Source organism: Burkholderia sp. Ac-20365, from assembly GCF_017104715.1.
GTDB lineage: Bacteria > Pseudomonadota > Gammaproteobacteria > Burkholderiales > Burkholderiaceae > Paraburkholderia.
This window is the reverse complement of sequence record NZ_JAAGPI010000018.1, coordinates 76,756-102,848: the sequence shown is the minus strand read 5'-3', so window position 1 is coordinate 102,848 and position 26,093 is coordinate 76,756. Positions and strand designations below refer to the sequence as shown.

Sequence of the window (26,093 nt, the reverse complement as noted above, 5' to 3'; positions counted from 1 at the left end):
TCAACAGGGTGTCGCACGTAGGAAGTCTCCGTTGCATCAGCGGGCGCGCGGATCGAACACGCGATAGAGCGCGTCGGTCAGCAGATTCAACGCAATGAAGGTGATGCCGATCACGAGCGTGCTGCCGAGCACGGCGTTCATATCGGCGTTCAACAAGGCACCCGTCAGATACGAGCCGATGCCGGGCCACGCGAAGACGATCTCCGTCAACACCGAGCCTTCGAGCAAAAAGCTGTACGACAGCGCGATCACGGTAAGCAACGGCACCGCGATATTGCCGAATGCATGCACCCAGATCACGCGCCGCTCGGACAAACCTTTCGCTCGCGCCGTGGTGATGTACTCCTGATTCAGCTGATCGAGCATGAACGAGCGCGTCATCCGGCTCAGATACGCAACCGAGTAGTAGCCGAGTATCGCGGCGGGCAACGCGATATGCGAGAACGCGTTGAAAAACACATCCCATTCACCCGCAATCAGCGAATCGATCAGCAGGCTGCCTGTTTTCGTATCGACCATCCCGTCGAATACGGGGTCGAGTCTTCCTGGTCCCGATACCCAATGCAGCTTCGCATAGAACAGCAGCAAGCCCATCAGCCCGAGCCAGAACACAGGCACCGAACTGCCGATCAAACCGATAAAGCGCGCGACGTGATCGATCCAGCGGTTGTGCTTCACCGCTGCGACCACGCCGAGCGGCACGCCGATCAATATGCCGATGATGGTCGACAGCGTGGCGAGTTCGAGCGTTGCAGGGAACACGCGCTTGATGTCGTCGATCACCGGGTTGGCGGTCAGCAGCGACACGCCGAGATCGCCATGCAACACCGCGCTCACATAGATGAAGAACTGCTCGGCGAGCGGCTTGTCGAGGCCGAGCTGGAGGCGCGCGGCCGCATATGCACTTGCCGATGCGCGGTCGCCGAGTATCGCGAGCACGGGATCGATGGGCACCTTGCGGCCGATCACGAAGGTCACGGCGAGCAGCCCCGTGAACGTGATCGCGAGCGTGAGCGCCCAGCGCAGCACGCGCAGCGTCCAGAGCACGCTCGCGCTGTGGGCCGACGCTGCGCGAACCCGGTCGATGGGAGTGAGCGGTGTCGACATGCCGGCCGTTATTGCTTCTTCACGTGCAGATACGACACGAGGTCATTGATCGGACCGACTTCGAGGCCCGACACACCCGGACGCATCGCCACTTGCGACACCTGCTGGAACATGATGACGAACGGCGACTTCGCGAGCATTTCCTTCTGCATGGTTTGATAGAGCTGCGCGCGTTTGGTCGGCGACGACTCGGCGAGAGCCGCGTTGGTCTCTTTCGTCAGCTCTGGAATGTCCCACGAATTACGCCATGCAAGCATCTTGTACGAAGACTTGTCGGAGTTGTCGGGATTCCACGCGTAACCTTGCGCATTGCTGTGCGGGTCGATGTAATCCGCCGACCATTCGCCGATATAGATATCGTGCTGGCGCGCGCGGTACTTCGCGAGCGTCTGCTTGTTGTCGCCCGGAATGATCTCGACCTTGATGCCGCCTTGCGCGAGATTGGCCTGCACCGCTTGCGCGATTTCGTTGTACGGATACGCGCTGCGCACATCCATCGTCACGTTGAAGCCGTTCGGCAAGCCAGCTTTGGCGAGCAGTGCTTTGGCCTTAGCGACATCCTGGTGATACGGATTGCTGTTCAGCGCGCCGAGAAAGCCTTCAGGCAGGAACGTCTGATGCACCTTGAAGGTGTTCTTCGTCACGTTCTTCTGAATGCCGTCGTAATCGATCAACCACTTCATCGCTTCCTGCACTTCAGGCTTCGCGAGATTCGGGTTCTTCACGTTGAGGCCGAGATAGAGCAGCGTCGCTTGCGGCACGGCCGTTACGCTCGCCTTGTTGCCCTTCGTGAGCGCGGTGAGATCGTCGGGGCTGAGATTGCGCGCGACGTCCGCGTCACCGTTTTCGAGCAGCAGGCGCTGGCTTGCGGCTTCGGGCACGTGGCGCATGACGATGCGCTTCATCGCGAGCGGCATGCGATAAGCGTCGTACTTTTGCAGAATGATGCTTTCGTTAGCGGTCCATTTGACGAGCTTGTATGCGCCGGAGCCGGCCTCGTTCGTACGCAGCCATTCGTTGCCGAAGTCATTGCCCTTTTGATGCGACATCAGCAGCGTCTTGTCGAGCACGGAAGCGGGCCACGCACCCAGCACGTTGAGCACGAAAGTCGGCGCGTACTTCTGGTCGGTCGTGATGCTGACGGTCGAATCGTCGATCTTCTTGACGTTCTGCAGCGCGTTGTCCTTCGTCAAGCCGATGCCTTGCAGCACGGCAGCCGCGCCCTTGTCGAGCAGCACGCAACGCTGGATGGACCACGCGACATCATCGGCCGTCAGCGAATTGCCGGAGTGGAACTTGAGGCCGGGGCGAATCTTGAACGTGAATGTGAGTCCATCGGGACTGACCGTCCACGATTGCGCGACGTCGCCGTTGAATTTCGACGGATCTTTCAGGTCGACGCGCACGAGACGGTCGTACGTGTTCGCCACGTATTCTTCGGGCACCAGTTCGTACACTTCGCCTGGATCGAGCGTCGAGAATTCGTCGAGCGTGGTGGCAATCACCAGCATGTCTTTCGGCGTGGCCGCCAATGCGGTGCTTGTTGTCGTCATCGTAAGCGTCAGGGCCGAAACCACGGCCACTGCCGCTAGCGCATTGCGCAAAACCAGATTCATACTCGCTCCGTATCGAGAGGGAACATGCGTGGAAAGGCTGCAAAAAAGGGGTGAAACTACATCAGCTTCAATGGACCACTGTCGTTGTTATCGATGACAGGCAATGCGCGCGAGCCGGGAATTTCGTAATGCCACCACTCGCTCGCGATATGCGTGAAGCCGGACGCGTGCATGATGCCGAGCAGCAGCAACCGGTTTCGCTGCACATGCTGCGGCAACCCTTGATGGAAGTGCTCCGACTCCTTGACCATTGCGTCGAAGCCCGTGCCCATGTCGAGTTCATCACCGTTGCTGTCGATCAAGGTCAGATCGATCGCCGTGCCGCGGCTGTGATTCGAGCCGCGCCCGAGTTCGGCGATAAAGGTCGGATCGGGCAGAAAGTCCCACAGTACCTTTTGCGCTTGCGGCGGGCGATACGCATCAAAAATGCGCAGCTTCATGCCGATGCTCGCCGCGAGTTCGACAGCCTTGCGCAGGCCTGCTTCGGCGGGTGCGAGCAGCAGGCAGTGCGCTTCCTTATAGATAGGCTTGCCGGTGAAGTTATTGGCAGTCGCATAGGCGAGATCGAGTTCGACGCCATGCGTTTGCGGAGTGATATGAATCAGTTGTGGGGTATCGGTCATGAGAATCAGAGGTCGAATTGATCGAGTTCGCGCTGCAACTCTCGGTTGCGCGCAACGCGTTCGTCGATGGCCGGACCCAGCCTTTCGACAATCGAAGTCAGCAAAAGATTGAACAGGCACGTGAGCGGCGCAAGCGAATCCCAGAACTGGCCCACATCCGTTTTCACCTGAATCAGGTCGCACGGGAATTCGCGCGCCCATGGGCAATAGAGATCGGTGACGAGTGCAAAAGGCAGGCCGCGCCGCGTCGCCGCTTCACAATAGCGCCGGGCAATGCGCGAATAGGCGCGCGTGTCGGTGACAATCAGATACGGCGACGCGAATTCCGAATTGAGCGAATCGACATACGAGCCGGACATGCCGTCAGAGTAGAACACGCGCGGGCGCAGGTACTCCAGATAGCTATAGAACGCATTGGAAATGCCGCGCGTGGATTGAATGCCGAGAATGAAGACGGCATCCGCTTCGGCAATGCGTTGCGCAATGCGCGCGAAGGTCTCGCCTTGCGCCAGTTGATACACGTAACGGATTGCATCGACTTCGAGATCGAGCGAACTGGCAGCGGGCGGTTCGCACGCATCGGCGCCATTGGCTGTGTCGTCTTCGCGTTCGCTGCGATAGGCATCGAGCCGGTCGGTGATAAACCACGGACGCGATTGCGCACCGCGCAACTCGCGCTTCAGATCGTCGAGATTGCGATAACCGACGCTGCGCAGAAAGCGCCCCACCGAAATGCCGCTCGTGCCCGTCTGCTGCGCGATCTGGTCCGCCGTTTCCAGCCCGAGGCGCTCGAGATTCGCCAGCATATAGCTGGCGATGCGCTTCGCCGTGGGCGTGAGCGTCGCAAAGCTTGCTTCGACTGTGTGGGCGAACGCGGTGGACATCGAATGTCGTTCCGAATCTTCTTCGTTAGTTATCTGTCATTGGCCGGCAATCTGGTATGTATATGACAAGGACAATAAAGCAGGCGCTAACTTAATTTTTTTATCGGATTTGGCAAATCCATAGTGCGTAAGTAAGCGCCTCCCCCTTGTCTGCTCGCTTCTACGAATGGCGCTAAGATCGCCTGCGCAGTAGCCGGACCGCGCGCGTGGGTCACCGCGCGGCCTTTCATTTCGACGGCATCCCCGTCCCGATTTCGCCTCTGGCGATAGCGGTGGCACCCGATATTGGTTGCTGCCGCAATCGCTGGAAATCCCACAGTACGAATCCGGCGGCGCGTCCCCGGAGCTTCCCCTAAGTGTTGGAGGGCTAGACGTGAACAAACTGACGACTGCTTTTGGCGCACCCGTTGTAGACAATCAGAACATCCAGACGGCAGGCCCGCGCGGTCCCGCGTTGTTGCAGGACGTGTGGTTCCTCGAGAAGCTCGCGCACTTCGACCGCGAAGTGATTCCCGAGCGCCGCATGCACGCGAAAGGCTCGGGCGCCTTCGGCACGTTCACGGTCACGCATGACATTTCGAAGTACACGCGCGCGAAGATCTTTTCGCAGATCGGCAAGAAGACGGAACTGTTCGCGCGGTTCTCGACGGTGGCGGGCGAGCGCGGTGCAGCCGATGCCGAGCGCGACATTCGCGGCTTCGCGGTCAAGTTCTATACGGACGAAGGCAACTGGGATCTCGTCGGCAACAATACGCCGGTGTTCTTCCTGCGCGATCCGCTGAAGTTCCCGGACCTGAACCACGCGATCAAGCGCGACCCGCGTTCGGGCCTGCGCAGCGCCGAGAGCAACTGGGACTTCTGGACGCAACTGCCTGAAGCGCTGCATCAGGTGACGATCGTGATGAGCGATCGCGGCATTCCGAAGTCATTCCGTCATATGCACGGTTTCGGCAGCCATACGTTCAGCTTTATCAATGCAGATAAGGAACGCTTCTGGGTGAAGTTCCATCTGCACACGCAGCAGGGCATCGAGAACCTGAGCGATGCGGAAGCCACGGCGCTCGTCGGTGTGGATCGCGAGAGTTCGCACCGCGACCTGTACGAATCGATCGAGCGTACCGAGTTCCCGAAGTGGACGATGTTCGTGCAGGTGATGCCGGAGGCGGACGCGTCGAAGACGCCGTACAACCCGTTCGATCTGACCAAGGTGTGGCCGAAGAAGGACTATCCGCTTATCGAAGTGGGTGTGATGGAGTTGAACCGCAACGCGGATAATCATTTTGCCGATGTCGAGCAGTCTGCGTTCAATCCCGCCAATGTGGTGCCGGGCATCAGCTTTTCGCCGGACAAGATGCTGCAAGGCCGGCTGTTCTCGTATGGCGATGCGCAGCGCTACCGTTTGGGTGTGAATCACAGCCTGATTCCTGTGAATGCACCGCGGTGCCCGACACACAGCTATCATCGCGATGGCTTTATGCGTGTGGATGGCAATATGGGCGGTGCGACGCCTTACAACCCCAATACGCGGGGCGAATGGCTTGATCAGCCGGATTTCAGTGAGCCGCCGCTGTCGGTTGAAGGTGCTGCGGATCACTGGAATCATCGTGTCGATGATGATTACTTTTCGCAGCCTGGGGCGTTGTTCCGGTTGATGTCGCCGGCGCAGCAGCAGACGCTGTTCGATAATACCGCCCGTGCTTTGGCGGGGGTGTCGGAGCCGATTCGCAAGCTGCATATCGAGCATTGTGGTAAGGCTGATCCTGCATATGGGAAAGGTGTTGCGGCGGCGCTGGAGTCCATCCGCTGAGGGTGTTTTGATTGGCTGACGCCGGTGTGGGTGAGCCCCGAGGGCTCGGGTTTTTATGGTCTTCGGGGTTTTTTGCTTTTTGCTTTTTGCTTTTTGCTTTTTGCTTTTTGCTTTTTTGGTTTTGCTTTCGCTGGCATCCGCGTGATGTTTTGCCTGATTCACGCGTCGCCCCTGTGCGGGGCGGCACTTACTTTCTTTGCCGCCGCAAAGAAAGTAAGCAAAGAAAGCGGGCTAACACCGCCCGCTCTCGACCACCGCCTGAGGGCCCCCAACGGTTCCTCCACTTCAAACGGCGCACTGCTTTTCACTGCCCGTTGCCAACGCCTTAAATAGGCGCCTCACCCACTTCAATCACCCGTAGCGCAGCCAGCGGCAGCGACTGGTTACGGCCGCCCAGGTGGCAAACTGTGTGTAGGTCGTAGTGCTTCCCACCTCAGCGCTCTTACGACACCGATCGTGCTTTTCAGTCCGGAGTGAAGTGCATACGCCGCGACAGGCTACACACAGTTTGCCGCTATAGAACGTGGGAGAGTTGGTCGCGCGTGTGGCGACGCGGGCGTGCGACGCGGGTGAGGCGTTCAATAAGAGCGTTGGCAACGGGCAGTAAAGGGCAGGTTGCCGTTTGAAGTGGAGGACCCGTTGGGGGCCCTCAGGCGGAAACAAGAACTGGCGGTGTTCAGCGGCTTTCTTTTGCCTACTTTTCTTTGCCGCGGCAAAGAAAAGTAGGTGCCGCCCCGCACAGGGGCGACGCCTGAAGCACCAGTAACAAAACGCGGATGCCGGCACAAACCAAAAACCCAAAACCAAAACCAAAACCAAAACCAAAACCAAAACCAAAACCAAAACCAAAACCAAAACCAAAACCAAAACCAAAACCAAAACCAAAACGGCTATTCAGACCGCGCCAGCGAAGAATCAAACTGCGCCCAATCAATAGCGCATTCATCAACAAACCACGCTATCCGTGCCTGACAAAAATCCAGATAAGCCCTCACAATCGCGGAAGGATGCCGATGCGACGGATACAGCAAATTCACCTGTTGATCCGGCAACGGATACGCCGCCAGCAACGGCACGAGCCGCCCTTGCCGTATCGGCTGCGCCGCAAGAAAAGGCGGAATCTCGGTAACGAACTCGCCTTTCAGCGCGCGATAACGCAGTTGCGTATAGTCGTTAGTCGTCAACACGACGGGCGGTTCGACGGTAGTCTTGCCAAGCTGCCATGTGCCACCGTCGTTGGGCGCGCGGGTCCAGAGCGCACACGGAAAGCGCGTCAGATCGGCCGGCTCCTGCGGCACGCCGAACCGCTTGATCAATTGCGGACTCGCAACCAGCACATGACGGTACGTCAACATGCGCCGTGCAACCATCGCTTCGTGCGCGATCGCGCCCACACGCAATGCCACGTCGATACCTTCTTCGATCAGATCAACGCGACGCTCCGTCGTGTACACATGCACGCGGATGTCCGGATAGAGACGCTGGAAATCGTGCAGCAGATCCCACCAGGTTTCGAATGCTGGCGGCAGCGACAGCCGTAGCCGGCCTTTGAGCATCGCCTGATCGCTGACGACGGCTTCTTCGCCCTTCTCCAGTATCTCGACGCCGAGACTCGCGTGCTCGTAAAGCCGCGTGCCGGCGTCGGTGAGACGCGTGCCGCGCGCGGAGCGCTCCAGCAGTTGCACGTTGAGCTGCTTTTCCAGCTCGCGAATGCGCCGGCTGACGGTGGCGAGCGGGACGCCCATCCGGCTCGCCGCATTCACGAGGCTGCCCGTCTGGACGACGCTGACAAAGATGCGGACATCGTTGAGATCCAACGCGTTTCACCCGCTAAAGACGATGTGATCGCGATCATAGACCAAACGCCTGCCACTGTGGAGGCGGGCGGAACCCGATAGGGTCAGTCTGCGCTCAGCCCAGCGACGCGATAAACACCCTGGCGACTTCTTCCAGCCCGACACGGTCTTCGTCGTCGAAACGCGCCAGCACCGGGCTGTCGATATCGAGTACGCCGACCAGTTCGCCATTCGCCTTTTGCAGCGGAATCACGATCTCCGAGCGCGATGCCGAATCGCATGCGATATGACCGGGGAATGCGTCGACGTCGGGCACGACCTGCGTTTCGCGTGTTTCAGCGGCGCGTCCGCACACGCCGCGGCCCAATGCGATGCGCACGCACGCGGGCTTGCCCTGAAACGGACCGACGACGAGTTCGCCGTCGAGCGCGAAGTAGAAGCCCGCCCAGTTCAGTTGCGGCAGGCTGTGATAGATCAGCGCCGACAGGTTGGCCGCATTGGCGATCTGATTCGATTCGCCTTCGAGAAGCGAGCGCGCCTGCGACGCCAGTTCCTGATAGAACTCTGCCTTGGGCAGCGCGGTATTGATGGTGGCTTCGAACATCGGTTGCACTCACATGAGCTTCGGGGAAACCACGATTTTCGCATCAATGCGCAAAACGCGGCGGCAGCCTGCTTTTATGCATGCGCTTTCATTCATCGCGGTACAGAATACGAAGGCTGCATGTTCGATCGTCGTAACAGTCGTATTGGCAACATGAACGGCCCGGCGCGGGCCAAAAGGAAAGCTGATGCGTACACCGTTTGCGAAGTTCTCCATCGCGCTCGTCGCTTTTACCGCGCTTTTCATTGCGCTGACAGCCGATGCGTGCACGCGCGCGCTCTATGTCGGCGACGGCAATCTGGTCATTACGGGCCGTTCGATGGATTGGTCCGAAGACATGATGTCGAACCTGTGGGTGTTTCCCGCAGGCATCGAGCGCGATGGGCGCGCGGGGCCGCGCTCGCCGCGCTGGAAGGCGAAGTACGGCAGCGTGATCGTGTCGGGCTATGAAATTGGCAGCGTCGACGGCATGAACGAGCGCGGACTGGTGGCGAACGCGCTGTATCTGGCGGAAACGGATTACGGCAAGCCCGACGCCGCCCGGCCGCCGATGTCGATCAGCCTCTGGGCGCAATACGCGCTCGACAACTTCGCGACGGTCGCAGAAGCCGTCGACGTGTTCGGCAAGGAGCCGTTCCAGATCATTGCGCCGCCATTGCCGAACGGCAAGCCGCTGACCATCCACCTGTCGCTTTCCGACTCGACCGGCGACTCCGCCATTCTCGAGTATCTGGACGGCAAGCTCGTGATCCATCACGGCAAGTCGTACAGGATCATGACCAACTCGCCCATCTACAGCGAGCAGCTTGCGCTGGATACGTACTGGCGCGGCGTCGGCGGCCTGACCTTTTTGCCCGGCACCAATCGCGCGGCCGACCGCTTCGTGCGTGCGTCGTTCCTGCTCGACGCGATTCCGAAGCAGCTCGATCCGAACTACATTGTCGGCGTGCCGAACCGGTCGTATGCGTATCAGGCCGTGGCGGGCGTGATGAGCGTGATGCGCTCCGTCAGCGTGCCGCTCGGCATCAGCACGCCCGACCAGCCGAATCTTTCATCGACGATCTGGCGCACGGTCTCCGATCAGAAGAACCTGATCTACTACTTCGATTCGTCGACGCGTCCCGACACGTTCTGGATCGACCTGCACAAGCTGAATCTGAAACCGGGGGCGCCCGTGCTCAAGCTCACCATCGACAAAGGCCAGGTCTATTCCGGCGAAGTGTCGGGCCAGTTCGTGCCGACGCCGTCGTTCAAATTCATGCCGGCAATGGCGCCGTGAGCGCGTTGCGCTGGCGCCTAGATGCCGATGAACTCCGCGAAGTCGTCCAGTGGCGTGCGCTGCGCGCGCCACTGGTTGATCGCGGCATTCCTGTCTTCGTAGCCGATCGCCATGCCGCTGAACAGCATGCGTTCGTCGGGCAGATCGAGAAACGTGCTGACGGTTTGCGGATATTGCGCCCAGCATTCCTGCGCGCAGCTATGCAGGCCTTCTTCGCGCAACAGCAGCATGACCGTCTGCATGAACATGCCGAGATCGGCCCATTGCGGCGGGCCCATGCGCCGGTCGACAGTGCAAAAGAGCGCGAGCGGCGCGTCGAAGAACGTGAAGTTGCGCGCGAACTGCGCGAGGCGTGCGGGCCGGTTCTCACGCGCAATGCCGATGCTGCGGTAGAGATCCTCGCCGACCTGAAAGCGCCGCTCGCGATATGGCGAATGCAGGCTGGGCGGATAGACGTTGTACTCCATCTCTTCGCCGTCCGGAGCGGCCTCGATGCGTTCGCTCATCAGGTGCTTGAGACGCGCGAGCGCGTCGCCGCCCACAACGTGGATATGCCACGGTTGCAGATTGCCGCCCGAGGGCGAGCGCGCGGCTGTGGCGAGCACACGGCGGATCGCGTCGGGCGGGACGGGCGTGGGCAGAAACTGACGGACGGATTTGCGGCTCGAGACGGCTTCACTGACGTTCACGCGGTGCTCCTCGAAGGCGTTGCGCTGTGTGTGCGCAGAGTCGTGCGTATATCGGCAAAAGCCGATGATACAGTCGGCGCGCTAAAGCTTCTGTAAGACTTGCCGTTAATGCGGGCGAAATCAGAACGACCACATAAAACGGGGAGCCGCATTTGAATACGATGAAGCTGGCCACATCTCTCGCGGCGTTTGCCGCGTTTGCAGCGCTATCCGGCTGCGTTACCAGCGAGCAGCAGATTTCCGCTGCGCCTACGAGGCCGAGGCCGCAGCCCGCCGTGGTCGCGGTGCAACCGCCGCCGCCTGCCGTGGTCGTGCGCACGCCTGCGCCGCCGCCCGCACCACCTGTCTATGTGTCTGCACCGAGCGATGTCTACATCGCGGGCGTGGTGGATCGCGACGTGGTGTTCGTTGGCGGCAGCACGTATCTCTGGGTGGTTGGCCCGGACGGGAAGCGTCATCGTCACTTTTACGCGCGTGGCGACCGCCGCGCCGAAGTGTTCCGCCGACGCGAGCATTTGCGCGCCGAGATGGCGCATCGTGGGGGGCATCCGCCCGTTCATGCGATGGTGCCGCCGCGGCGCGATGAGCATCGGCCGCCACCGCATGGCGGGCGTCCTGCGTACGCGCGTGATGTGCATCGGCCGGAGCATCATGATGGGCCGCCTGCGCGGCACGCGGAACGGCCGGCGCGCGTTGCCGAACAGCGTGGGCATATGTCAGCGCCGCACGATCAGCGGCATCCGCCGCGGGTTAATGAGGCGCAGCAGCCGCAGGGGGGGCACGCTGGCGCGTGAGGTTTGGTTTTTGGTTTTTGGTTTTGGGTTTTGGGTTTTGGGTTTTGGTTTTGGTTTTGGTTTGTCTTGCGACGCTGGTTTGGTTTGCTAGTGTTTTCGCAGGCATCCGCGCTTTGCTTTCGTGATTCAAGCGTCGCCCCTGTGCGGGGCGGCACCTACTTTTCTTTGCCGCGGCAAAGAAAAGTAGGCAAAAGAAAGCCGCTGAACACCGCCAGTTCTTGACCACCGCCTGAGGGCCCCCAACGGTTCCTCCACTTCACACGGCAACCTGCCTTTCCCTGCCCGTTGCCAACGCTCTTATTGAGCGCCTCACCCGCTCCACACACGCGCGTCGCCACGTGCGCGATCAAATCTCCCACGTTCTATAGCGGCAAACTGTGTGTAGCCTGTCGCGGCGTATGCACTTCACTCCGGACTGAAAAGCACGATCGGTGTCGTAGGAACGCTGAGGTGTGGAGCACTACGACCTACACACAGTTTGCCACCTGGGCGGCATAAACCATTCGCTGCCGCTAGCTGCGCTACGGATGATTGAAGTGGGTGAGGCACCGGTTCAACGCGTTGGCAACGGGCATCAAACGGAGCGGTTGCCATGTGAAGGAGAGGAACTGTTGGGGGCCCTCAGGCGGTGGTCGAGAGCGGGCGGTGCTAGCCCGCTTTCTTTGCTTACTTTCTTTGCGGCGGCAAAGAAAGTAAGTGCCGCCCCGCACAGGGGCGACGCTTGAACAACGAAAACATCACGCGGATGCCAGCGACAACACAAGCAATCCAAACCAAGCGTCGCAAGACAAAACCAAAACCAAAACCAAAACCAAAGAAAGCGCCACAAAAACACATCCCTACCGCATATACGCCCGCCAAAAAAACGCAACCGTGATACAGGCGGTCACAAACAACGTGCCGTAACGAATCACAGGCGCAGGCATCCGCCGCCCCAACACCGCACCACCATACCCACCAAGCGTCGCACCGACCAGCATCACAACCGTCTCAGGCCAATGCACCGCATGTGCAACCACAAAAGTCACAACGGCCATCGTATTAGCCGCACTCACCAGCAGCGTGCGCGGCGCATTGAGCAGTTTCAGCTCGCGGCTGTCGAGCAATCCCCACACCGCCATCATCATGATGCCGACCGCGCCGCCGAAATAACCGCCATACACGCCGAGTCCGAACTGCACGATAAGCACAGCCGCCTGCCCAATATGCCAGCGCTGGCGCATCCATTCGCCAAAGCGGCGGCCAAACGCAAGCGCGAGCGTGGCGATCAGCAGCAGCCAGGGCACCACGATATCGAAGGTCTTCGACGGCGTGAGCAACAACAAAAACGCGCCGCATACGCCGCCAATGAGCGTCGTAACCAGCAGCGCGCGCAACGACACCGCACCGATCGGCCCGAGCCCGTCGCGGTACGCCCACGCGCTCGCCAGCCCGCCCGGATACAGCGCGACCGTGCTCGACGCGTTCGCCTGCACCGAAGGCACACCGGCCGCGATCAGCGCGGGCAGCGTGACGAACGAGCCGCCGCCCGCCAGCGCGTTCATCCCGCCTGCGACCAGCCCGGCGCCTGCCACGAGGAATAGAGGGTTCATCCGACGCATCATAGCGGTGCAGACTTCGCGGATACAATCGGGATTCTCCGATGCCAGCGTTCGCCCCAACCGAAGATGACCACGACGTCGCGTTTCGACCTTACTGACCTGCGGCTATTCCTGATGGTCGTCGAGCATGGCAGCCTCACGCGTGGCGCGCAGGCGATGCATCTCGCGCTTGCGTCCGCGAGCGAGCGTATCTCCGGCATGGAAGCCGCGCTCGGCACCCCGCTGCTCGAACGCATGCGGCGCGGCGTGCGCGCGACGCCTGCGGGCGAAGCGCTGGTGCGTCACGCACGGCTGATCGTCGGGCAGATCGAACAGATGCGCGGCGAATTGCGCAGCTACGCGAAAGGTCTCAAAGGCCGCGTGCATCTGATGTCGAATACGGCTGCGCTTGCATCGTTTCTGCCTGAACAGATTTGCCGTTTTCTCATTGCGCATCCCGATCTTTCCGTCGATATCGACGAGCGTCCAAGCGCGGACATCGTGCGCGCCGTTGCGGAAGGACGCGCGGATCTCGGCATCGTCGCCGATACAGCCGATCTCGCCGCGCTGCAAACGCACATGATCGCCGACGACCAACTGGTGGTCGTGACGAACCGCATGCATCGCGTGGCGAAAGAGGCGCGCGTCGCATTCGCCGATATCGTCGACGAGGCGTTCGTGGGCTTGTCGGATGCGGCGCTGGAGCGTCACCTGACGGATCACGCGTCACGGTTGGGACGTCAGATGCAGTATCGCGTGCGCTTGCGCAATGTAGGGGATCTGGGCCGGCTGATCGAAGCAGGCGTGGGCGTCGCCATTCTGCCGGCGGCCTGCACGCAGCCACTGCGCGATGCGGATGTCGTCGTGCTGCCGTTGTCGGAGGCGTGGACGACGCGCCATCTGCATCTGTGCGCACGGGATTTTTCCGCGCTGACGCCGCATGCACACGCGCTTGCGCAGCAGTTGATGATGTTGAAGGGCGAAGGTTAGGGAAGCGTACCCGACGATATCCGCACGACGGTCTCGCGGTTGCCACCCAACACCTCGCTAAACCTTCGCATATGCACCGCAACGCGGCGTGCATAGCCCTTACCGCCACCGCTATACCGCCACAACGCGGCATCGACATCACCGCCTTCCGCATCGAGGTAACCGCGCAGAATCGATGAACCGATGCGCACGTTGATTGCGGGATCGTCGAGTTCTTTCACGTTCGAGAACGCGCGCGGATGCGCGGCGGGCAGCACCTGCATCAGCCCGCGCGCGCCGAGCGTGCTCACTGCGCGCGGATCGAAGCCCGATTCGACCGCCATCACCGATAACAGCAATACGGGCGACATCGAATAGCGGTTGGCTTCGGTGAGAACGGCTTGCGCGATCGTCAGCGCATCGGTGGCGGAAACGCGGAACTGCGTACGCAGCGTGGCGACGATATCGGCGGGAGAGGGAAGTATGGATGCGTCGTTGACGGGCGATGCCTGAGGCGCAGTCTGCGCCTGTGCATGAGAGAAGGGCAACGCGCTGCATAGCGCGAGACTCGCAGCCATCAACACGAGTCGAATAACAGAGTAGGTGCGCTTTACTTTGGCCAAGCCGTGGAGTTCTTGCATATCGTCTGGTACGAGCCCGGATGCAAGCACTCTACGGACGTCGCCGTCGAGATTTTCAAAAGAATTGCACGTCGCGCGTAAAGACCGCGTAAAAAAGGCGTGCGTTCAAAGCCCGCGCTAAAGCTGTGATTCGATCGGCAGAATACCGAGAAACCAGATGCCAGCCTTGCGTAACCCCGACACATCGGGCTCGCTGGTGAGTACCTTGACCGTGCCGTCCGGCGCGGTATCGACCCACACGATACTGCTCGTGCCGTTCGGATTCGGGCGCAATTCGAGCCGCCATGCGATGCGATCGAGATTCGGCTCCAGCGTATCGACGACCTGCGCGGCAGCGGCCGCGCTCTCGCAATACACGCCAATTTCCGTATTGAGTTCGACGGAACGCGGATCGAGATTCATCGAGCCGATAAAGATACTGCTGCGATCGAACACATAAGTCTTCGCATGCAGCGACGCCTTCGACGAACCAAACAGATGCTTCTTGTCCTCTGTCTTGTCCCCCGTCTTGTCGTCGGTGGCGGGCTTCAGTTCATAAAGACGCACGCCCGCTTCGAGCAGCGCCTTGCGATAACGTTCATAGCCCGCATGCACGGCGGCGACGTCGGTGGCGGCAAGCGAGTTGGTCAGCACGGTGACGCGCACGTGCTTTTGCGTCAGATCCGATAACCACGCGACGCCTTCTTTTCCAGGCACGAAGTACGGCGAGACCACGAGCATCTGTTGTGTGGGCTGCAGTTCGAGCGCCTTGAACTGCGTCATCAGATGGCCTTGCGAATCGCCCGGTGCGCGCGTGATTTTCGCGGGATCGTCATAGAGCAACGTGGCTTTGCCCCATGAAAACACGGCGTCCTGAGAGTGGACGACCTGTGTGAGCCTTGCACGCGCATTCACGACGTACGGGTTGTTTTCCTCGGATGCGATATACGCATCGAGCTGCTTGCGGACTTCGGTCAGCGCTGCGGGATCGGCCTTGCGGCCCATCAGACTGTCGATCGGATACGCCGCCTGCGAGTTCCAGAAAAGATCGAATGCCGTTGACACTTCATGCACGACGGGCCCATGCACGAGCACATCGAGATCGCCGAACGCGACGTCGCTCGAAGCGCCGAAGTACTCGTCGCCGATATTGCGTCCGCCGAGTATCGCGCCCTGGTTGTCCGCGATCATTGCCTTGTTGTGCATGCGACGGTTCACGCGAAAGAATTCCGCGGCCATGCCGAGCTTCTTGAAGGTTCGATTCGCAACAGGATTGAACAGGCGGATCTGTACATTCGGATGCGAGTTAAGCGCGAGCAGCAGATTGTCGTCGGCATTGGTGCCCAGATCGTCGAGCAGGATGCGCACGCGCACGCCGCGATCAGCCGCGCGCAGCACGGCCGACGCGAGGCCGCGGCCCGTCAGGTCGTCGTGCCAGATGTAGTACTGCAGGTCGAGCGTGCGGTCCGCGGCTTCCGCGAGCACGAGGCGCGCAACGAGCGCATCGACGGCATCGGGCAACAGATGGAACGCGGTTTCGTCGGGATGGCGCTGTTCCTGCGGCGTGAACGCAATGGCGAGCCGCGTGTCCTGCGTGCCTGTGACCGCGTGCGTGGCGACGCGATCCGTCTGCGGCGGCAGGCTCGCGCACGAAGTCAGCAAGGCGACGGTGAAGGCCGCAAGAAGACTTCGTAGGCTGGTCATGGGCGCGCTCCGCAACGGCGATGCGCGTCAGATTAACGGGGCGGAACGTTCGTTACAAGTACAGCCGCATTCCAGCCGCATTCGCCGCCTCGATCACGACCCGTAGTACTTCGCCCGATTCCGGACGGCAGTGCCCAGCAACGTAGTGAGAATCTCGACTACCAGAAGCGGGTCGATCGGCTTCTCGCATACGCCATTGAAGCCGCTTTCGCGCAACTCGGCGTAGTCGTCGCTGGTTTCACAAGCTGTGTAGGCGAGTAGCGGGACGTTAGCCGTCGCGGGCGACTCGCGCAGCGTGCGGGCAACCGCAAGACCCGACACGCCCGGCATGGCAATGTCGAGCACGATGCTATCGGGCGGCCATTCGTTGGCGATCTTCAGTGCGTCGCAGCCGTTATAGGCGACGCGCGTGTCGAAGCCGGTGTTGGCGAGAAACGCGGCGAGCGCGTCGGCTGAATCGATGAAGTCATCTACGACGAGCACGCGCGGCGGCAATGCATGCGCGATGAAGCGCGCGGCCGTCCATACCCGACTTCGTGGTGGAGTGAAGATTCTGTTATGCATGGTTTGCCCCCTGAGCTTTCTGGCGCTGGTTTTCGCTGACTTATAAGCGAATGCAGCAACGGGTATTCCAGGGCGGCGATCGAAAGCGAGGTACGCCAGTCAGCGGCAAGCCTTTCATGCACCATGCAGCTTTTTCATGACACTGCGACTATTTCTGCACCTGAAACGGCGCGCACAGATGTGCGATGCAGCGCAAAAGGAACGCCCGGCGCAACGATTTGCCATGCTACGATTGATTCATCCGCCGGGAGAAACCCAAGCCCGCATTGCATCGCACTTTGTTCGCTAGTGGAGGCATGCCATGCAGCATTTCGACTACAAGGGATTTCACATCGACTGCCGCGCCAGGCACGACGAAGACGGTCACTACGTCGCCCAGGCCAAGCTCACGCGTGCGGCAACGGCGAGTTCGCCAGCAGAAGTCCATCAATCAGGCGACATCGATTCATTCGTCGACGAATCCGATGCCATGTCGTGCGCCCGCACGTGGGCAATCGAATGGATCGACGAGAACTGGGACTGATCGAACCCTTTCACTTAACGCCATGCGGCGGCTCTTTACCTTGATATCGCGCGGCCAATCGCGTTGGCGCGCGCGGCCGTCATTCTTTTCAAACTGAAAACATTGGCCCGGAAATCTCCGGGATTGTGAGCGTTCTCTCAGCGAATACCTCGTGAAAACCCGCAAATGTTAAATATCTGGGATGGAACAGCCGATATCCAGTGAGTTGAAGGAAATCCGTGCGCAGAGCTGAAGACAGTGCGGAGCTTTCAAACAGCGCCTGAAGAAAGACCTGAGAGCAGGCGTCATTCCGCATAAAAACATTCATATCCGAAGCAGATTTCTTGGGGCAAACCCGGGGGCCAGCAATGAAGAAGACCTTGACCATCAGAACGAGGCTGTTCATCGGTTTCATATCGATGGCGGTGATCGCAGTCGTGATTTCGGGGGTTGCGCTATTCAGCCTCGCCAGTACGACACACGCGTTCAGCCAGTATGTGCACGGCATCGATGCGCGGGCTCAAGTGGCGGCCGAAGTGCGCGCAGCCGTGGATCGGCGCGCGATCGCCGCGCGCAATCTCGTGCTCGTCACGACTCAGGCAGACCTCGATCTCGAGACGGCTGCCGTCAAACAGGCGCACGAGGACGTCGGCGTCAAGCTCAAACAGCTCAACGACATGATCAACAACGCAAGCGATACGAGTGAAACCGCTCGCTCGCTGGTCGCGGAGATGAATCGTGTCGAAGCGTTATATGGTCCCGTTGCGCTGAACATCGTCGGCTTGGCGCTCAACAATCACCATGACGAAGCGATCCGGGAGATGGACGACAAATGTCGCCCGCTGCTGGCCGCGCTCGTGAAGGCAACGGACGACTACGCAAAATTCACAAGGACGCGTCAGGGCGAGATCGTGCAGAACTTCGAGGCGCGCTACGAGATGCTGCGCAACGCGATTATCGGCGTGAGCGCACTGGCGATACTTGCATCGCTCGTGCTGGCCGTGCGCATGGTGCGCTCGATCACGCGACCGATCACACGCGCGGTCGAAGTCGCGCGCACCGTCGCGAACGGCGATCTGACGAGCCATATCGTCGTCGATCGGGACGACGAAGCGGGTGAGTTGCTCAAGGCTTTGCGCGACATGAACGACCGCCTCACGGAAACGGTTGGCCGCGTGCGCTCGAGCAGCGCGAACGTGTCGACTGCGACGAATGAAATCGCCACGGGCAATAGCGATCTGAGCCGCCGCACGGAAGCGCAGGCTGCGTCATTGCAGGAAACGGCTGCGAGCATGGAGCAACTGACGTCGACCGTGAAGCAGAATGCCGATAGCGCGCAGCATGCAAAAACGCTGGCATCGAATGCTTCGGACATTTCGCAGCGCGGCAGTCATACCGTCGAACGCGTGGTGACGACGATGGAAGCGATCAGCGCGAGTTCGGGGAAGATCGCCGAGATCACCGGGATCATCGAAGGCATCTCGTTTCAAACGAACATTCTCGCGTTGAATGCCGCAGTCGAGGCGGCGCGTGCGGGCGAAGAAGGCCGCGGCTTTGCGGTGGTTGCGGGCGAAGTGCGCAGTCTCGCGCAACGCTCGGCGCAGGCGGCGAAGGAGATCAAGGAACTGATTGCCCGCTCGGTGCAGGAGATCCAGAGCGGCGCTTCACTCGCCGACGATGCGGGCCGCACGATGACGGACATGAAGCAGGCGGTCGCACGCGTGGCAGAGATCGTCGATGAGATCGCAGCGGCTTCCGAAGAACAGGGCCGAGGCATCGAACAGATCAACGTGGCGATCACGCAGATGGACACCGTGACGCAGCAGAACGCGGCTCTGGTCGAACAGGCTGCGGCGGCATCGCAATCGCTGCGGCATCAGGGCGTCGAACTCGACGATACGGTTTCCGCATTCAAACTCGCCGCGGCCTGAACCGGGAGCATTGCGAGCGGCGTGTTCGACTCTACGCCGCTCGCATGTGTTTTTCAGCATCGCCAGGCAACGCACGTTTTGCCGGATCGAATGCGTGTCAATGCGATAAACCGGTAATTCATCAATTCATCTATGCACTGCGCTTGAGTTTGATATCAAGGCGAAACGCCCGCGGTAAACGGGTTCCAAACGGGTTCCAAACAGGTTGCAGTGCCGCATAAACCTACTATGATAGGAACAACAAGTAATTTGAGAACGCGTGATGAATTGATGAACTCAATGCAATTGCGCTGAATAGATGTGCGTGGATGCACCTGCCTGAATTGCAATTGAGGTGCAATCCAGTTGCACGCGGAACCTGAGAGAGCGAACGTCGCAGCGGCATAGTCGGGTCGCGCGCGCTCGAAGCGGAGAGGGCACGATGAACGCGGCTTTGACCATTGCATCGTTCTGGAAGGCATTTTGCGCGCGTCAGATATCGCGAGGCATGTCGCCAGGACAGCTCGACGATTCGGAAGCGGCGTTTTATTCAGGCGCGGTGGCCATGTATGACATCATGATGATGGTCACCGATCCCAATCTCGATCCCATCGACGCACGCACGATACTCGCTGCGCTTTACGACGAGCGGGAAGACTTTCTGCGCATTCAGGATATGGCGGCGATCGACCGCTAAACGTCGCGCAGTACTTCTGGTAAAGAGAAGCACTACTGCGCCGTTTGCTGGCGTTGGTATTCGTTCTTCTTCATTTGCAAGTACTCTTGACGGTCGAGTTCGTGCAACTGACGCGGATACTGTTCCGTCGCATCGAACCATGTGGCGAAGCGCTGATCGACGCGTTTGTCGGCGGGAAGCGCAAGTGAAGCGAGGTATGCATCGATGGCAAGGTAGTAGCGCATCGTATTGCGTTCCACGAGTCCGCGCACACCGCCTATATAGTCGCCCGACGCTTTAGTGAATCCCACTTTTGCACTGCCTATTGTCGCGAGATAGGTCTTCATCGCGATGCGTCCTGCCGTGCCGAATCCATACGAGTACGTGAGATGCAGGAATGTGCGTCCCTTGCCGATATCGACAGCTTCGAGGACGATGCGATAGTCCTTCGTACTGAGCGGTCCTGTCGCCGCGCTCAAATCGACCTGGAAGTAATCCGGGTTCGTGGCCACCGAGCGGTAATTGAATTGCACGCGGTAGGTGTCGCCGAGTTCCTGTTCGGTCTTCTTGCCCACGTTCATGCTGATGGTCGCGCCATTGCCGCCCACCGATGCATGACAGTACTTGGTATTCAGATGCAGGATCAGCACGTCGCACCAGTTGGCCGGGCCTTGCTGCGGATCGTTGAATGCGCGGTTGACGGTTGCGAACGGATAGTCGACCACCGCGTAGATATCGCCCTTCAGCGAGTTCTGCGTCTCTTCCGAATCCAGATAGAGCGGCCGGTTGAACGCATTCGACTTGAGCTGCGGCGCGAGCGCGTCGTACTTGTCCTTGAGCGACGCGGCGTTGTCGTCGGCCCATGACAGCGCGCCGAGCGAGAGGCCCAATAGCGCGAGCGCTACCAGCACGAATCGTTTTGTTATACGCATGACTCCATGAGTGCTCATGGCAGGCGCTCCCGCTGACGACGCATTGATTGGGCCGAAGGTCGCACGAATATAGCAGAGACGGCGCACTAGGCCGGCAAGCCGATGAGCCGTTCGAGCATAAACGTGATTTGAACCAGCATTCACGGTAGCAACGCACGTTCCTAGAATGACTTCCATGCGCTGACCCAGTCGCGCAAGGCAAACAACCTGATCAACATATGGAGAACATCATGGAACGTCTGAATCGCCAACCCGTCAGTGAAGCCACCGGCCAGGCAGCGGATCTTTTTGCAGGCATCAAGCGCGCCGTCGGCATGGTGCCGAACGCCTACGCAGGCATCGGCACGAACAGCCCGGCAGCGCTGCAGATCGTGCTCGCCACCGGTGATGCACTCGCCAAAGGCGCGCTGTCGAAGAAGGAAATCGAGGCGATCAAGCTTGCCGTCAGCGGCGCCGTGGATTGTGACTACTGTCTCGCCGCGCACTCGCTGGCGGCCAGGAAGTTCGGCATTGCGGTGGACGACGTCGTCGCGCTGCGTGAAGGACGCGATTCGGCCGATGCCCATCTGAACGCCATCGCTACCTTTGCACGCACGGTGTTCACCTCGCGCGGCACGGTGCCGGCGGATGTGGTCGACGCCGTGAAGGCCGCCGGTTATAGCGATCAGCAGATCACCGAAGCGCTGCTCGCGATCGCCGACATCACGTTCACCAACCTGTACAACCGGGTCAACGACACCGCCGTCGACTTCCCGAAGATCTGACGCGATCGACATGCGCGGCGCCGCCGGGAAGGCGGCGTCAGACCGCGACGGGTACGCGCCCGTCGCGGGTATTGCGTTTTCGGGCGCACAGCGGCTCGTGCCGCGCAACGGCGTATTTGTAGCAAGTTGATTCAGGTCTCCTGCCGCGAAGGAGCGATCCGCTAGAATGAGGCTCGCTTTTCAAACCAAGGAGATACGCGTGAAATCAGTTGTTGCCCTGCTCGCCGCGGCCGCGCTCGCATCGGTGGCGTTCAACGCCAATGCAGCATCGACGGAGAAGCTGCCGTCCGGCGTCGTCGTCGAACATCTGTCGCAGGGAAGCGGCCCGCAGCCCACGGCCGCCGACGTCGTGCGCGTCAACTACCGTGGCACGCTCGCGAACGGCACCGAGTTCGACAGCTCGGCCAAGCATGGCGGCCCCGCGGAGTTTCCGCTCGGCCGCGTGATCCCCTGCTGGACCCAAGGCGTCGCGACCATGAAAGTGGGCGAGAAAGCCAAACTGACCTGTCCGGCCGCGACGGCGTACGGTTCGCGCGGTGTCGGCGTGATTCCGCCGAACAGCGACCTGACCTTCGAAGTCGAACTGCTTGCAATCGTCAAGTAAATGGCTTGAGTAACCCTTCGACCGACCTGACCATCGACTGGACGGATCGGTCCACGCGCAACGCCCGTCGCGGCGTTGCGCGCCCTTGAAGCGCCTTGCATCCGGCGCGCTCGCCCTGTGCGCGAATCGGCATTCGTGTTCCTTGATTATCGTTAACGCTGGCTGGCCGAACTCAAATTGGCGTGATACCTAAACGATCTTGCGGACAAATCAGTCGGACGATTGGGATTCTGTCACCAATATGAAAAACTGCGCGCTCAGAATCCCGCAAAAAATAAAGTCGCATCACGACGGGGTGTAGGGTGACCAGAAAACAAAGAGTGCTGTTCCTTTGCAGGGACAACGCGGCGCTTAGCATTTTGGCTGAAGCCTTGCTACGCGAGCTGGACGGTTTGCATTTCGACGCATTCAGCGCGGGTCTCGAACCCGCCGACAAGGTTCACGCGGCTGCGATGGGCGAGCTGCGGCATGGCTTTTCGAGCCTCGAGCTGCTCAATCCCAAGAGCTGGCTGGAATTCACGAGCGAGTGGGCGCCGCAGATGGATTACGTAGTGACGCTGTGTGACGAGTCGGCGCGCGTCGACATGCGCGCCTTCCACGGCATCCCGAAGTGGTGTCACTGGACGCTGACGCCGTCCGCCTACGCTGCCGCGGGCGCGGTCGAAAACGCGTTCTGGCAGATTCTGAAACGCGTCGAAGACTTCATCGCGGCAGAGCGCCGTCCGTGGCCTTCGCTGAAGCTGCCGGTGGCGAGCTGCACGTCGGATGCGTGCGATCTGCTGCTGAGCGGCCAGTAAGAGTAAGCGAACCCACGCCGTGCGTTGCCGCACGACGGCACCGCGCAAGCGCTGCCTGCGCGCGGCCGTGAAGCTGGTGTGACTCGAGAGTTAAGGAACGACGCTACGGCCGCTTACCGACCGCGTGAAGCCGTCCGCGCGCGCAAGGTTTCGCGCACGCGCTTGGCCGCGAACAGCGGCACATAGTCGAGAATGCGTGCGTCGCGTTGATACGCTTGCACGGCGTCGGTGTACATCTGCGATACGACTTCTTCGGGGGCGTCGGTGGATTCTGCGATTTCGTGCACGATCTTCTGCGAATCTTCCGTCTTCATGCATGCCTCCGTTAGTTCAGTCGGTGATCGGAATCCTGAATTGAAGGACATGCAATGCGCGTGCGCCAATAGAACTTCGCAATCGGCGGGCCACGCTGCTGCAACAAGAAGGTCTCGCGGGAAGAAAGCCTGATTGATCAGACAGATAGCGCACGGGCCCCGGACTTTTCCACAGGTCTCTCCACAAAAACTGTGGAGAACTTTTTCCCGCAATGCTGTTGCTGGGATGTGCGCTTCTCATTGGCCCTCCCGGTCACGAGGGTGAGGAAACGCCTTCACCTGTTGCTCCGATTTAGCACGCACACTCAGTTGTTACCCTTGTTCCGGCGTCTGGATCGAAGGATGGTATGTCCGACAACAGGAAAGGCGATTGCGCCCGCTACAGCGCTCCAGAGCGCAGTAACCAGGGCGCGCCCGCCACATTCATCCCCGCACGGGATGGAGCTATCGGGCAGGACAATGACCAGGCTCACGAAAGCGGCCAGGATGGCACCGGCGACAAGCAGGCCGCCGTAGACGAGCGCAATTCTCACAGCACTTCCCAGAACAGGATGGTTTTCGCTTCGGACAGGTCAGAGTAGAAATTTTCGGGACCTATCCCGACAGCCGAAAGAGGGTTCCATATTTTTGACACGCCGAGGCTGAACCGAAATGTTGTCTCTGCACTCGGCGTGAGGCGGTCGCCGTCCCACAAGTCTATGTGATCTCCGCTGGGCTGCTTCTCCTTGAGACTACGACGCCAGTAGCTTCCAAAGAACGCAATGCCTGAACGTCCTGTGATTCTGTCTTTCCAGTCGCTGCCTGTGACCATTTCGGGCTTTGGGCATCCGGCGAATGGCTGTAACTGCAACCACTGTGCAACTTCCTTGGCACGAAGCATATGGCTCCGTGGATGCCCGTGGAACCAGCACGTTCCCCCCTTGAATGAATTGTTTGTGATACCGACGCCTGCGAGGCAAGTGCCAAAACGAATTGCGCACTCGTCTTCAAACGCAGGCTTTCCCGTTGCTGGATCGATGCACGGTGCGGAATGGGGATAGGCTGCCCACAATTCAGAAAACGATACGGCCTTGAGATGTACTTCTTTTATCGAACCGCGCCTGTCGTTTGTATGTACAACGGTTTTCCTGTTCGGCATTAGTGCCACCCTTCATGTGCGAGGGCGTCATCGCCCCAATGGATTGTGTACTCTGTAGCGCTTTCGGTATGGATGCGGGGCAAGCGACCAGAACCATCAACGCGACCACAGAGCGTTTGCCCGTCCGCCTTCTCAATGAGATATGGATACCCGTGCAGCGCTGTATGACGTGTTTGTGCTTCTACCTGCTCGTCGTAGACTGGTGATGGGAATTGCGCGGGTTTGCTGCTGGTCGTTGCCTTTTCGCGGCTTTCCGAATAGAAGGCATTCGAACCGCCGTATGCAAAGACGACGTTTTTTCCGCATGGGCATAGAACGCGGTCGCCGTCCTTGACCATTGGAAAACCATCGTCCATCCAGTTGCCCGCCGTGCCGTAAATCTCCCATGCACCCTTGCAGGTTCCGCACGTCGCCTTACTCCCCTTGCGGGCGTACATCTTGCCCCGTTCGTCATACATACTGCTACGGCCAATGACTTCACCGCCTGTCGATGTACGGTCTCCATCGGCGGCCAATCGGTCAAACATTGTTCTTCCTCCTGGTGAGTAGACCCGGCATTACGAATTCGTCTGGCGGGCAAGCGCTTCGTCGCCCCGGTAGACCGGGTAGCTGTCGGCCATATCTGTATCGATGCGTGGCAGCAATGCAGTACTGTCTAGCCTTCCCGATCTCGTTCTGGCGTCTTGAGTTTCAATGAAGCACGGATAACCCGGAGTAGCGCCGTAACCCGTGGCGTGTATCTGCCTGGCTGGTCATTGCAGTGCCAGAAGCACCGCTGCAGATATCGCCTTCCAGCGCCTCCTGTTTGACCATCATCGGTGTGCCGTGATGTGTACAACCGTCGATGCCTTCAATGACCACACCGCCGTTGATGGACTTCGCCCAGCAAAAGGATCGCTCTACTCATGCAGAACCCTCCACGTTGCATTGCTGCTTTCGAGGCATTGCAGTATCTCCGCGAAGCAAGTGGAAACAGCTGGTCCGGTACTTCTGAACCGGCCATGCGGCGGGCGAACGCGCGCCCGCATACGCGATGCTGCGGCTTCGGCCCCGAAGGAGAAATGAGATAAGTCCGATTTGGGGCGTGATCAATGCACGGCGCATCGCCGCGCGTTCGCGTCTTGCACCGTAGCGTGCACAACCAACCCGTCAGCATTCTTGTTCAGCAAGTGACTTGACGAACGACGCCCGAATCGATGTCAAATATGCGGCGCCTTTCCCGTGATGGGGACGGCGGCTTCCCCGCACGCAGCGTGTGAGGGAAGCGTGGGGGAACAATGTCTGGCGACGTGCGGGGAATGCCTAATTTCCTCGCACATGGCCCGCAAAGCCTTATTGTGTGGGGTTCAGCGCTGTGGGCGAAGACTTATCCACGGACTTGTCACCAGAAATTGTGGATAACTTGGGCGCAAATCGCATGCGTCCCGCAGTTGGCCACTGTTGGCCTCAGCTGGCTATTCAAGCCACTTGCGTACGTCTTTCTCCCATTCGGGGTCGCCGCAGCCCTTCGGATTCTCCGGGCCGAGCACGGTGATATAGCCCTTGCTCTTCATGCACGACTCGTACGCGCGCACCTTCGTGCATTGCCCCGGCCCCGCGTTGCGCGACACCGTTTTGCACTGCGCGACGGTCCGGTCCATCGGGCCGAAGTCGAGGTCGCCCGCATTGGTCTGTGTCGACGTGTCCGCGCCCGTCAGCGAAAACTCGACAGGGCCGGTGTGAGTGCAAGCTGTCGTCAGCATCGCGAGCGAGGCCGCCGCGACAAGAATAGACGCACGCAAGATCATGATTCGCTTCCTTGTTGATGTTGTTGGTTATCC

General features: G+C 60.0%; 28 protein-coding genes. 10 read left to right on the top strand and 18 right to left on the bottom strand.

What is annotated here, in order from left to right; all coding sequences use genetic code 11:
- Positions 1 to 36 precede the first annotated feature (36 nt).
- From G3O01_RS26690 to G3O01_RS26675, 4 genes are read right to left on the bottom strand one after another with little or no spacing between them, the layout of a single operon-like run.
- Positions 37 to 1,107: an ABC transporter permease gene (locus tag G3O01_RS26690; RefSeq protein WP_205809630.1), complete on the bottom strand. Its 1,071-nt coding sequence runs from the start codon at positions 1,105 to 1,107 to the stop codon at positions 37 to 39.
- Positions 1,108 to 1,115: 8 nt separating this feature from the next.
- Positions 1,116 to 2,723 carry an ABC transporter substrate-binding protein gene (locus tag G3O01_RS26685; RefSeq protein WP_205809629.1) on the bottom strand — a complete coding sequence of 536 codons (1,608 nt, stop codon included), beginning with the start codon at positions 2,721 to 2,723 and terminating at the stop codon, positions 1,116 to 1,118.
- Between the two features lie 56 nt (positions 2,724 to 2,779).
- Positions 2,780 to 3,346 carry a D-alanyl-D-alanine dipeptidase gene (gene ddpX, locus G3O01_RS26680; RefSeq protein ID WP_205809628.1) on the bottom strand — a complete coding sequence of 189 codons (567 nt, stop codon included), beginning with the start codon at positions 3,344 to 3,346 and terminating at the stop codon, positions 2,780 to 2,782.
- A gap of 5 nt (positions 3,347 to 3,351) precedes the next feature.
- On the bottom strand, positions 3,352 to 4,230 hold the full coding sequence (locus G3O01_RS26675) for a MurR/RpiR family transcriptional regulator (RefSeq protein WP_205809627.1): 879 nt from the start codon (positions 4,228 to 4,230) through the stop codon (positions 3,352 to 3,354).
- A 373-nt stretch (positions 4,231 to 4,603) separates the two neighbouring features.
- On the opposite strand from G3O01_RS26675, the gene G3O01_RS26670 reads away from it, so the two are divergent.
- Positions 4,604 to 6,037 (top strand): catalase, encoded by a 1,434-nt coding sequence (locus G3O01_RS26670; RefSeq protein WP_205809626.1) that lies wholly within the window; start codon positions 4,604 to 4,606, stop codon positions 6,035 to 6,037.
- Between the two features lie 694 nt (positions 6,038 to 6,731).
- Here the strand turns inward: G3O01_RS26670 and G3O01_RS26665 are convergent.
- The 3 genes from G3O01_RS26665 to G3O01_RS26655 all read right to left on the bottom strand — a co-directional run bounded on the left by G3O01_RS26665 (position 6,732) and on the right by G3O01_RS26655 (position 8,437).
- On the bottom strand, positions 6,732 to 6,983 hold the full coding sequence (locus tag G3O01_RS26665) for a hypothetical protein (RefSeq protein ID WP_205809625.1): 252 nt from the start codon (positions 6,981 to 6,983) through the stop codon (positions 6,732 to 6,734).
- Positions 6,928 to 7,854 (bottom strand): LysR family transcriptional regulator, encoded by a 927-nt coding sequence (locus G3O01_RS26660; protein WP_205809624.1) that lies wholly within the window; start codon positions 7,852 to 7,854, stop codon positions 6,928 to 6,930. The genes G3O01_RS26665 and G3O01_RS26660 overlap by 56 nt, the downstream gene beginning before the upstream one ends.
- Before the next feature lie 94 nt (positions 7,855 to 7,948).
- Positions 7,949 to 8,437, bottom strand: a complete 489-nt coding sequence (locus G3O01_RS26655) for a GAF domain-containing protein (protein ID WP_205809623.1) — start codon at positions 8,435 to 8,437, stop codon at positions 7,949 to 7,951.
- A gap of 187 nt (positions 8,438 to 8,624) precedes the next feature.
- Between G3O01_RS26655 and G3O01_RS26650 the strand changes: the two genes are divergently transcribed.
- Complete coding sequence (locus G3O01_RS26650; protein ID WP_205809622.1) at positions 8,625 to 9,716, top strand: linear amide C-N hydrolase; 1,092 nt, start codon at positions 8,625 to 8,627, stop codon at positions 9,714 to 9,716.
- A 17-nt stretch (positions 9,717 to 9,733) separates the two neighbouring features.
- On the opposite strand, the gene G3O01_RS26645 is transcribed toward G3O01_RS26650, so the two are convergent.
- A complete protein-coding gene (locus G3O01_RS26645; RefSeq protein WP_205809621.1) occupies positions 9,734 to 10,405 on the bottom strand; it encodes a nitroreductase in 672 nt (223 codons plus the stop codon).
- 161 nt (positions 10,406 to 10,566) lie between these two features.
- Between G3O01_RS26645 and G3O01_RS26640 the strand changes: the two genes are divergently transcribed.
- A complete protein-coding gene (locus G3O01_RS26640) occupies positions 10,567 to 11,199 on the top strand; it encodes a hypothetical protein (RefSeq protein WP_241024291.1) in 633 nt (210 codons plus the stop codon).
- Between the two features lie 839 nt (positions 11,200 to 12,038).
- Here G3O01_RS26640 and G3O01_RS26635 read toward each other — a convergent pair.
- On the bottom strand, positions 12,039 to 12,791 hold the full coding sequence (locus tag G3O01_RS26635; protein ID WP_205809619.1) for a sulfite exporter TauE/SafE family protein: 753 nt from the start codon (positions 12,789 to 12,791) through the stop codon (positions 12,039 to 12,041).
- A gap of 75 nt (positions 12,792 to 12,866) precedes the next feature.
- Here G3O01_RS26635 and G3O01_RS26630 point away from each other — a divergent pair, with 75 nt between their 5' ends.
- Entirely contained in the window at positions 12,867 to 13,769 is a 903-nt protein-coding gene (locus tag G3O01_RS26630) for a LysR family transcriptional regulator (protein ID WP_205809618.1), read from the top strand.
- On the opposite strand, the gene G3O01_RS26625 is transcribed toward G3O01_RS26630, so the two are convergent.
- The 3 genes from G3O01_RS26625 to G3O01_RS26615 form a co-directional block, all read right to left on the bottom strand.
- A complete protein-coding gene (locus tag G3O01_RS26625) occupies positions 13,766 to 14,389 on the bottom strand; it encodes a lytic transglycosylase domain-containing protein (RefSeq protein ID WP_241024282.1) in 624 nt (207 codons plus the stop codon). The genes G3O01_RS26630 and G3O01_RS26625 overlap by 4 nt on opposite strands.
- A 117-nt stretch (positions 14,390 to 14,506) precedes the next feature.
- Complete coding sequence (locus tag G3O01_RS26620) at positions 14,507 to 16,072, bottom strand: phospholipase D family protein (protein ID WP_205809617.1); 1,566 nt, start codon at positions 16,070 to 16,072, stop codon at positions 14,507 to 14,509.
- 93 nt (positions 16,073 to 16,165) lie between these two features.
- Positions 16,166 to 16,636, bottom strand: a complete 471-nt coding sequence (locus tag G3O01_RS26615; protein ID WP_205809616.1) for a response regulator — start codon at positions 16,634 to 16,636, stop codon at positions 16,166 to 16,168.
- A gap of 301 nt (positions 16,637 to 16,937) precedes the next feature.
- Here G3O01_RS26615 and G3O01_RS26610 point away from each other — a divergent pair, with 301 nt between their 5' ends.
- Positions 16,938 to 17,159, top strand: coding sequence for a hypothetical protein (locus G3O01_RS26610; protein WP_205809615.1), 222 nt, complete (start codon positions 16,938 to 16,940; stop codon positions 17,157 to 17,159).
- A gap of 88 nt (positions 17,160 to 17,247) precedes the next feature.
- Here the strand turns inward: G3O01_RS26610 and G3O01_RS26605 are convergent, their stop codons facing one another.
- Complete coding sequence (locus tag G3O01_RS26605; RefSeq protein WP_205809676.1) at positions 17,248 to 17,544, bottom strand: hypothetical protein; 297 nt, start codon at positions 17,542 to 17,544, stop codon at positions 17,248 to 17,250.
- Here G3O01_RS26605 and G3O01_RS26600 point away from each other — a divergent pair.
- The gene (locus tag G3O01_RS26600; protein WP_205809614.1) at positions 17,507 to 19,069 is read left to right on the top strand and encodes a methyl-accepting chemotaxis protein; all 1,563 of its coding nucleotides are present in this window, start codon (positions 17,507 to 17,509) and stop codon (positions 19,067 to 19,069) included. The two genes, G3O01_RS26605 and G3O01_RS26600, sit on opposite strands and share 38 nt — an antisense overlap.
- A gap of 421 nt (positions 19,070 to 19,490) precedes the next feature.
- Complete coding sequence (locus tag G3O01_RS26595; protein WP_205809613.1) at positions 19,491 to 19,745, top strand: hypothetical protein; 255 nt, start codon at positions 19,491 to 19,493, stop codon at positions 19,743 to 19,745.
- A 32-nt stretch (positions 19,746 to 19,777) separates the two neighbouring features.
- Here G3O01_RS26595 and G3O01_RS26590 read toward each other — a convergent pair whose 3' ends face one another.
- A complete protein-coding gene (locus tag G3O01_RS26590; RefSeq protein WP_205809612.1) occupies positions 19,778 to 20,674 on the bottom strand; it encodes a hypothetical protein in 897 nt (298 codons plus the stop codon).
- 212 nt (positions 20,675 to 20,886) lie between these two features.
- Here G3O01_RS26590 and G3O01_RS26585 point away from each other — a divergent pair, with 212 nt between their 5' ends.
- The 3 genes from G3O01_RS26585 (at position 20,887) to G3O01_RS26575 (ending at position 22,821) form a co-directional block, all read left to right on the top strand.
- Positions 20,887 to 21,420, top strand: coding sequence for a carboxymuconolactone decarboxylase family protein (locus tag G3O01_RS26585; protein WP_205809611.1), 534 nt, complete (start codon positions 20,887 to 20,889; stop codon positions 21,418 to 21,420).
- A gap of 199 nt (positions 21,421 to 21,619) precedes the next feature.
- A complete protein-coding gene (locus G3O01_RS26580) occupies positions 21,620 to 22,024 on the top strand; it encodes an FKBP-type peptidyl-prolyl cis-trans isomerase (protein ID WP_205809610.1) in 405 nt (134 codons plus the stop codon).
- Positions 22,025 to 22,326: 302 nt separating this feature from the next.
- The gene (locus G3O01_RS26575; protein ID WP_205809609.1) at positions 22,327 to 22,821 is read left to right on the top strand and encodes a protein tyrosine phosphatase; all 495 of its coding nucleotides are present in this window, start codon (positions 22,327 to 22,329) and stop codon (positions 22,819 to 22,821) included.
- Between the two features lie 113 nt (positions 22,822 to 22,934).
- On the opposite strand, the gene G3O01_RS26570 is transcribed toward G3O01_RS26575, so the two are convergent.
- The 4 genes from G3O01_RS26570 to G3O01_RS26555 form a co-directional block, all read right to left on the bottom strand.
- Positions 22,935 to 23,135, bottom strand: coding sequence for a DUF3562 domain-containing protein (locus G3O01_RS26570; protein ID WP_205809608.1), 201 nt, complete (start codon positions 23,133 to 23,135; stop codon positions 22,935 to 22,937).
- A gap of 529 nt (positions 23,136 to 23,664) precedes the next feature.
- Positions 23,665 to 24,273, bottom strand: coding sequence for a T6SS effector amidase Tae4 family protein (locus tag G3O01_RS26565; RefSeq protein WP_205809607.1), 609 nt, complete (start codon positions 24,271 to 24,273; stop codon positions 23,665 to 23,667).
- On the bottom strand, positions 24,273 to 24,800 hold the full coding sequence (locus G3O01_RS26560) for a PAAR domain-containing protein (protein WP_205809606.1): 528 nt from the start codon (positions 24,798 to 24,800) through the stop codon (positions 24,273 to 24,275). Before G3O01_RS26560 ends, G3O01_RS26565 begins: the two co-directional genes overlap by 1 nt.
- Positions 24,801 to 25,727: 927 nt before the next feature.
- Positions 25,728 to 26,060 (bottom strand): hypothetical protein, encoded by a 333-nt coding sequence (locus G3O01_RS26555; protein ID WP_205809605.1) that lies wholly within the window; start codon positions 26,058 to 26,060, stop codon positions 25,728 to 25,730.
- Between the last annotated feature and the right edge of the window lie 33 nt (positions 26,061 to 26,093).

Coding starts and splice junctions, on each gene's coding strand:
- G3O01_RS26665 (WP_205809625.1), bottom strand. CDS start 6,983: ATGAATGCGCTATTGATTGGGCGCAGTTTGATTCTTCGCTGGCGCGGT.
- ddpX (WP_205809628.1), bottom strand. CDS start 3,346: ATGACCGATACCCCACAACTGATTCATATCACTCCGCAAACGCATGGC.
- G3O01_RS26595 (WP_205809613.1), top strand. CDS start 19,491: ATGAACGCGGCTTTGACCATTGCATCGTTCTGGAAGGCATTTTGCGCG.
- G3O01_RS26600 (WP_205809614.1), top strand. CDS start 17,507: ATGAAGAAGACCTTGACCATCAGAACGAGGCTGTTCATCGGTTTCATA.
- G3O01_RS26625 (WP_241024282.1), bottom strand. CDS start 14,389: ATGCAAGAACTCCACGGCTTGGCCAAAGTAAAGCGCACCTACTCTGTT.
- G3O01_RS26635 (WP_205809619.1), bottom strand. CDS start 12,791: ATGAACCCTCTATTCCTCGTGGCAGGCGCCGGGCTGGTCGCAGGCGGG.
- G3O01_RS26650 (WP_205809622.1), top strand. CDS start 8,625: ATGCGTACACCGTTTGCGAAGTTCTCCATCGCGCTCGTCGCTTTTACC.
- G3O01_RS26675 (WP_205809627.1), bottom strand. CDS start 4,230: ATGTCCACCGCGTTCGCCCACACAGTCGAAGCAAGCTTTGCGACGCTC.
- G3O01_RS26640 (WP_241024291.1), top strand. CDS start 10,567: ATGAAGCTGGCCACATCTCTCGCGGCGTTTGCCGCGTTTGCAGCGCTA.
- G3O01_RS26570 (WP_205809608.1), bottom strand. CDS start 23,135: ATGAAGACGGAAGATTCGCAGAAGATCGTGCACGAAATCGCAGAATCC.
- G3O01_RS26590 (WP_205809612.1), bottom strand. CDS start 20,674: ATGAGCACTCATGGAGTCATGCGTATAACAAAACGATTCGTGCTGGTA.
- G3O01_RS26610 (WP_205809615.1), top strand. CDS start 16,938: ATGCAGCATTTCGACTACAAGGGATTTCACATCGACTGCCGCGCCAGG.
- G3O01_RS26560 (WP_205809606.1), bottom strand. CDS start 24,800: ATGTTTGACCGATTGGCCGCCGATGGAGACCGTACATCGACAGGCGGT.
- G3O01_RS26585 (WP_205809611.1), top strand. CDS start 20,887: ATGGAACGTCTGAATCGCCAACCCGTCAGTGAAGCCACCGGCCAGGCA.
- G3O01_RS26605 (WP_205809676.1), bottom strand. CDS start 17,544: ATGAACAGCCTCGTTCTGATGGTCAAGGTCTTCTTCATTGCTGGCCCC.
- G3O01_RS26565 (WP_205809607.1), bottom strand. CDS start 24,273: ATGCCGAACAGGAAAACCGTTGTACATACAAACGACAGGCGCGGTTCG.
- G3O01_RS26555 (WP_205809605.1), bottom strand. CDS start 26,060: ATGATCTTGCGTGCGTCTATTCTTGTCGCGGCGGCCTCGCTCGCGATG.
- G3O01_RS26685 (WP_205809629.1), bottom strand. CDS start 2,723: ATGAATCTGGTTTTGCGCAATGCGCTAGCGGCAGTGGCCGTGGTTTCG.
- G3O01_RS26620 (WP_205809617.1), bottom strand. CDS start 16,072: ATGACCAGCCTACGAAGTCTTCTTGCGGCCTTCACCGTCGCCTTGCTG.
- G3O01_RS26615 (WP_205809616.1), bottom strand. CDS start 16,636: ATGCATAACAGAATCTTCACTCCACCACGAAGTCGGGTATGGACGGCC.
- G3O01_RS26690 (WP_205809630.1), bottom strand. CDS start 1,107: ATGTCGACACCGCTCACTCCCATCGACCGGGTTCGCGCAGCGTCGGCC.
- G3O01_RS26655 (WP_205809623.1), bottom strand. CDS start 8,437: ATGTTCGAAGCCACCATCAATACCGCGCTGCCCAAGGCAGAGTTCTAT.
- G3O01_RS26630 (WP_205809618.1), top strand. CDS start 12,867: ATGACCACGACGTCGCGTTTCGACCTTACTGACCTGCGGCTATTCCTG.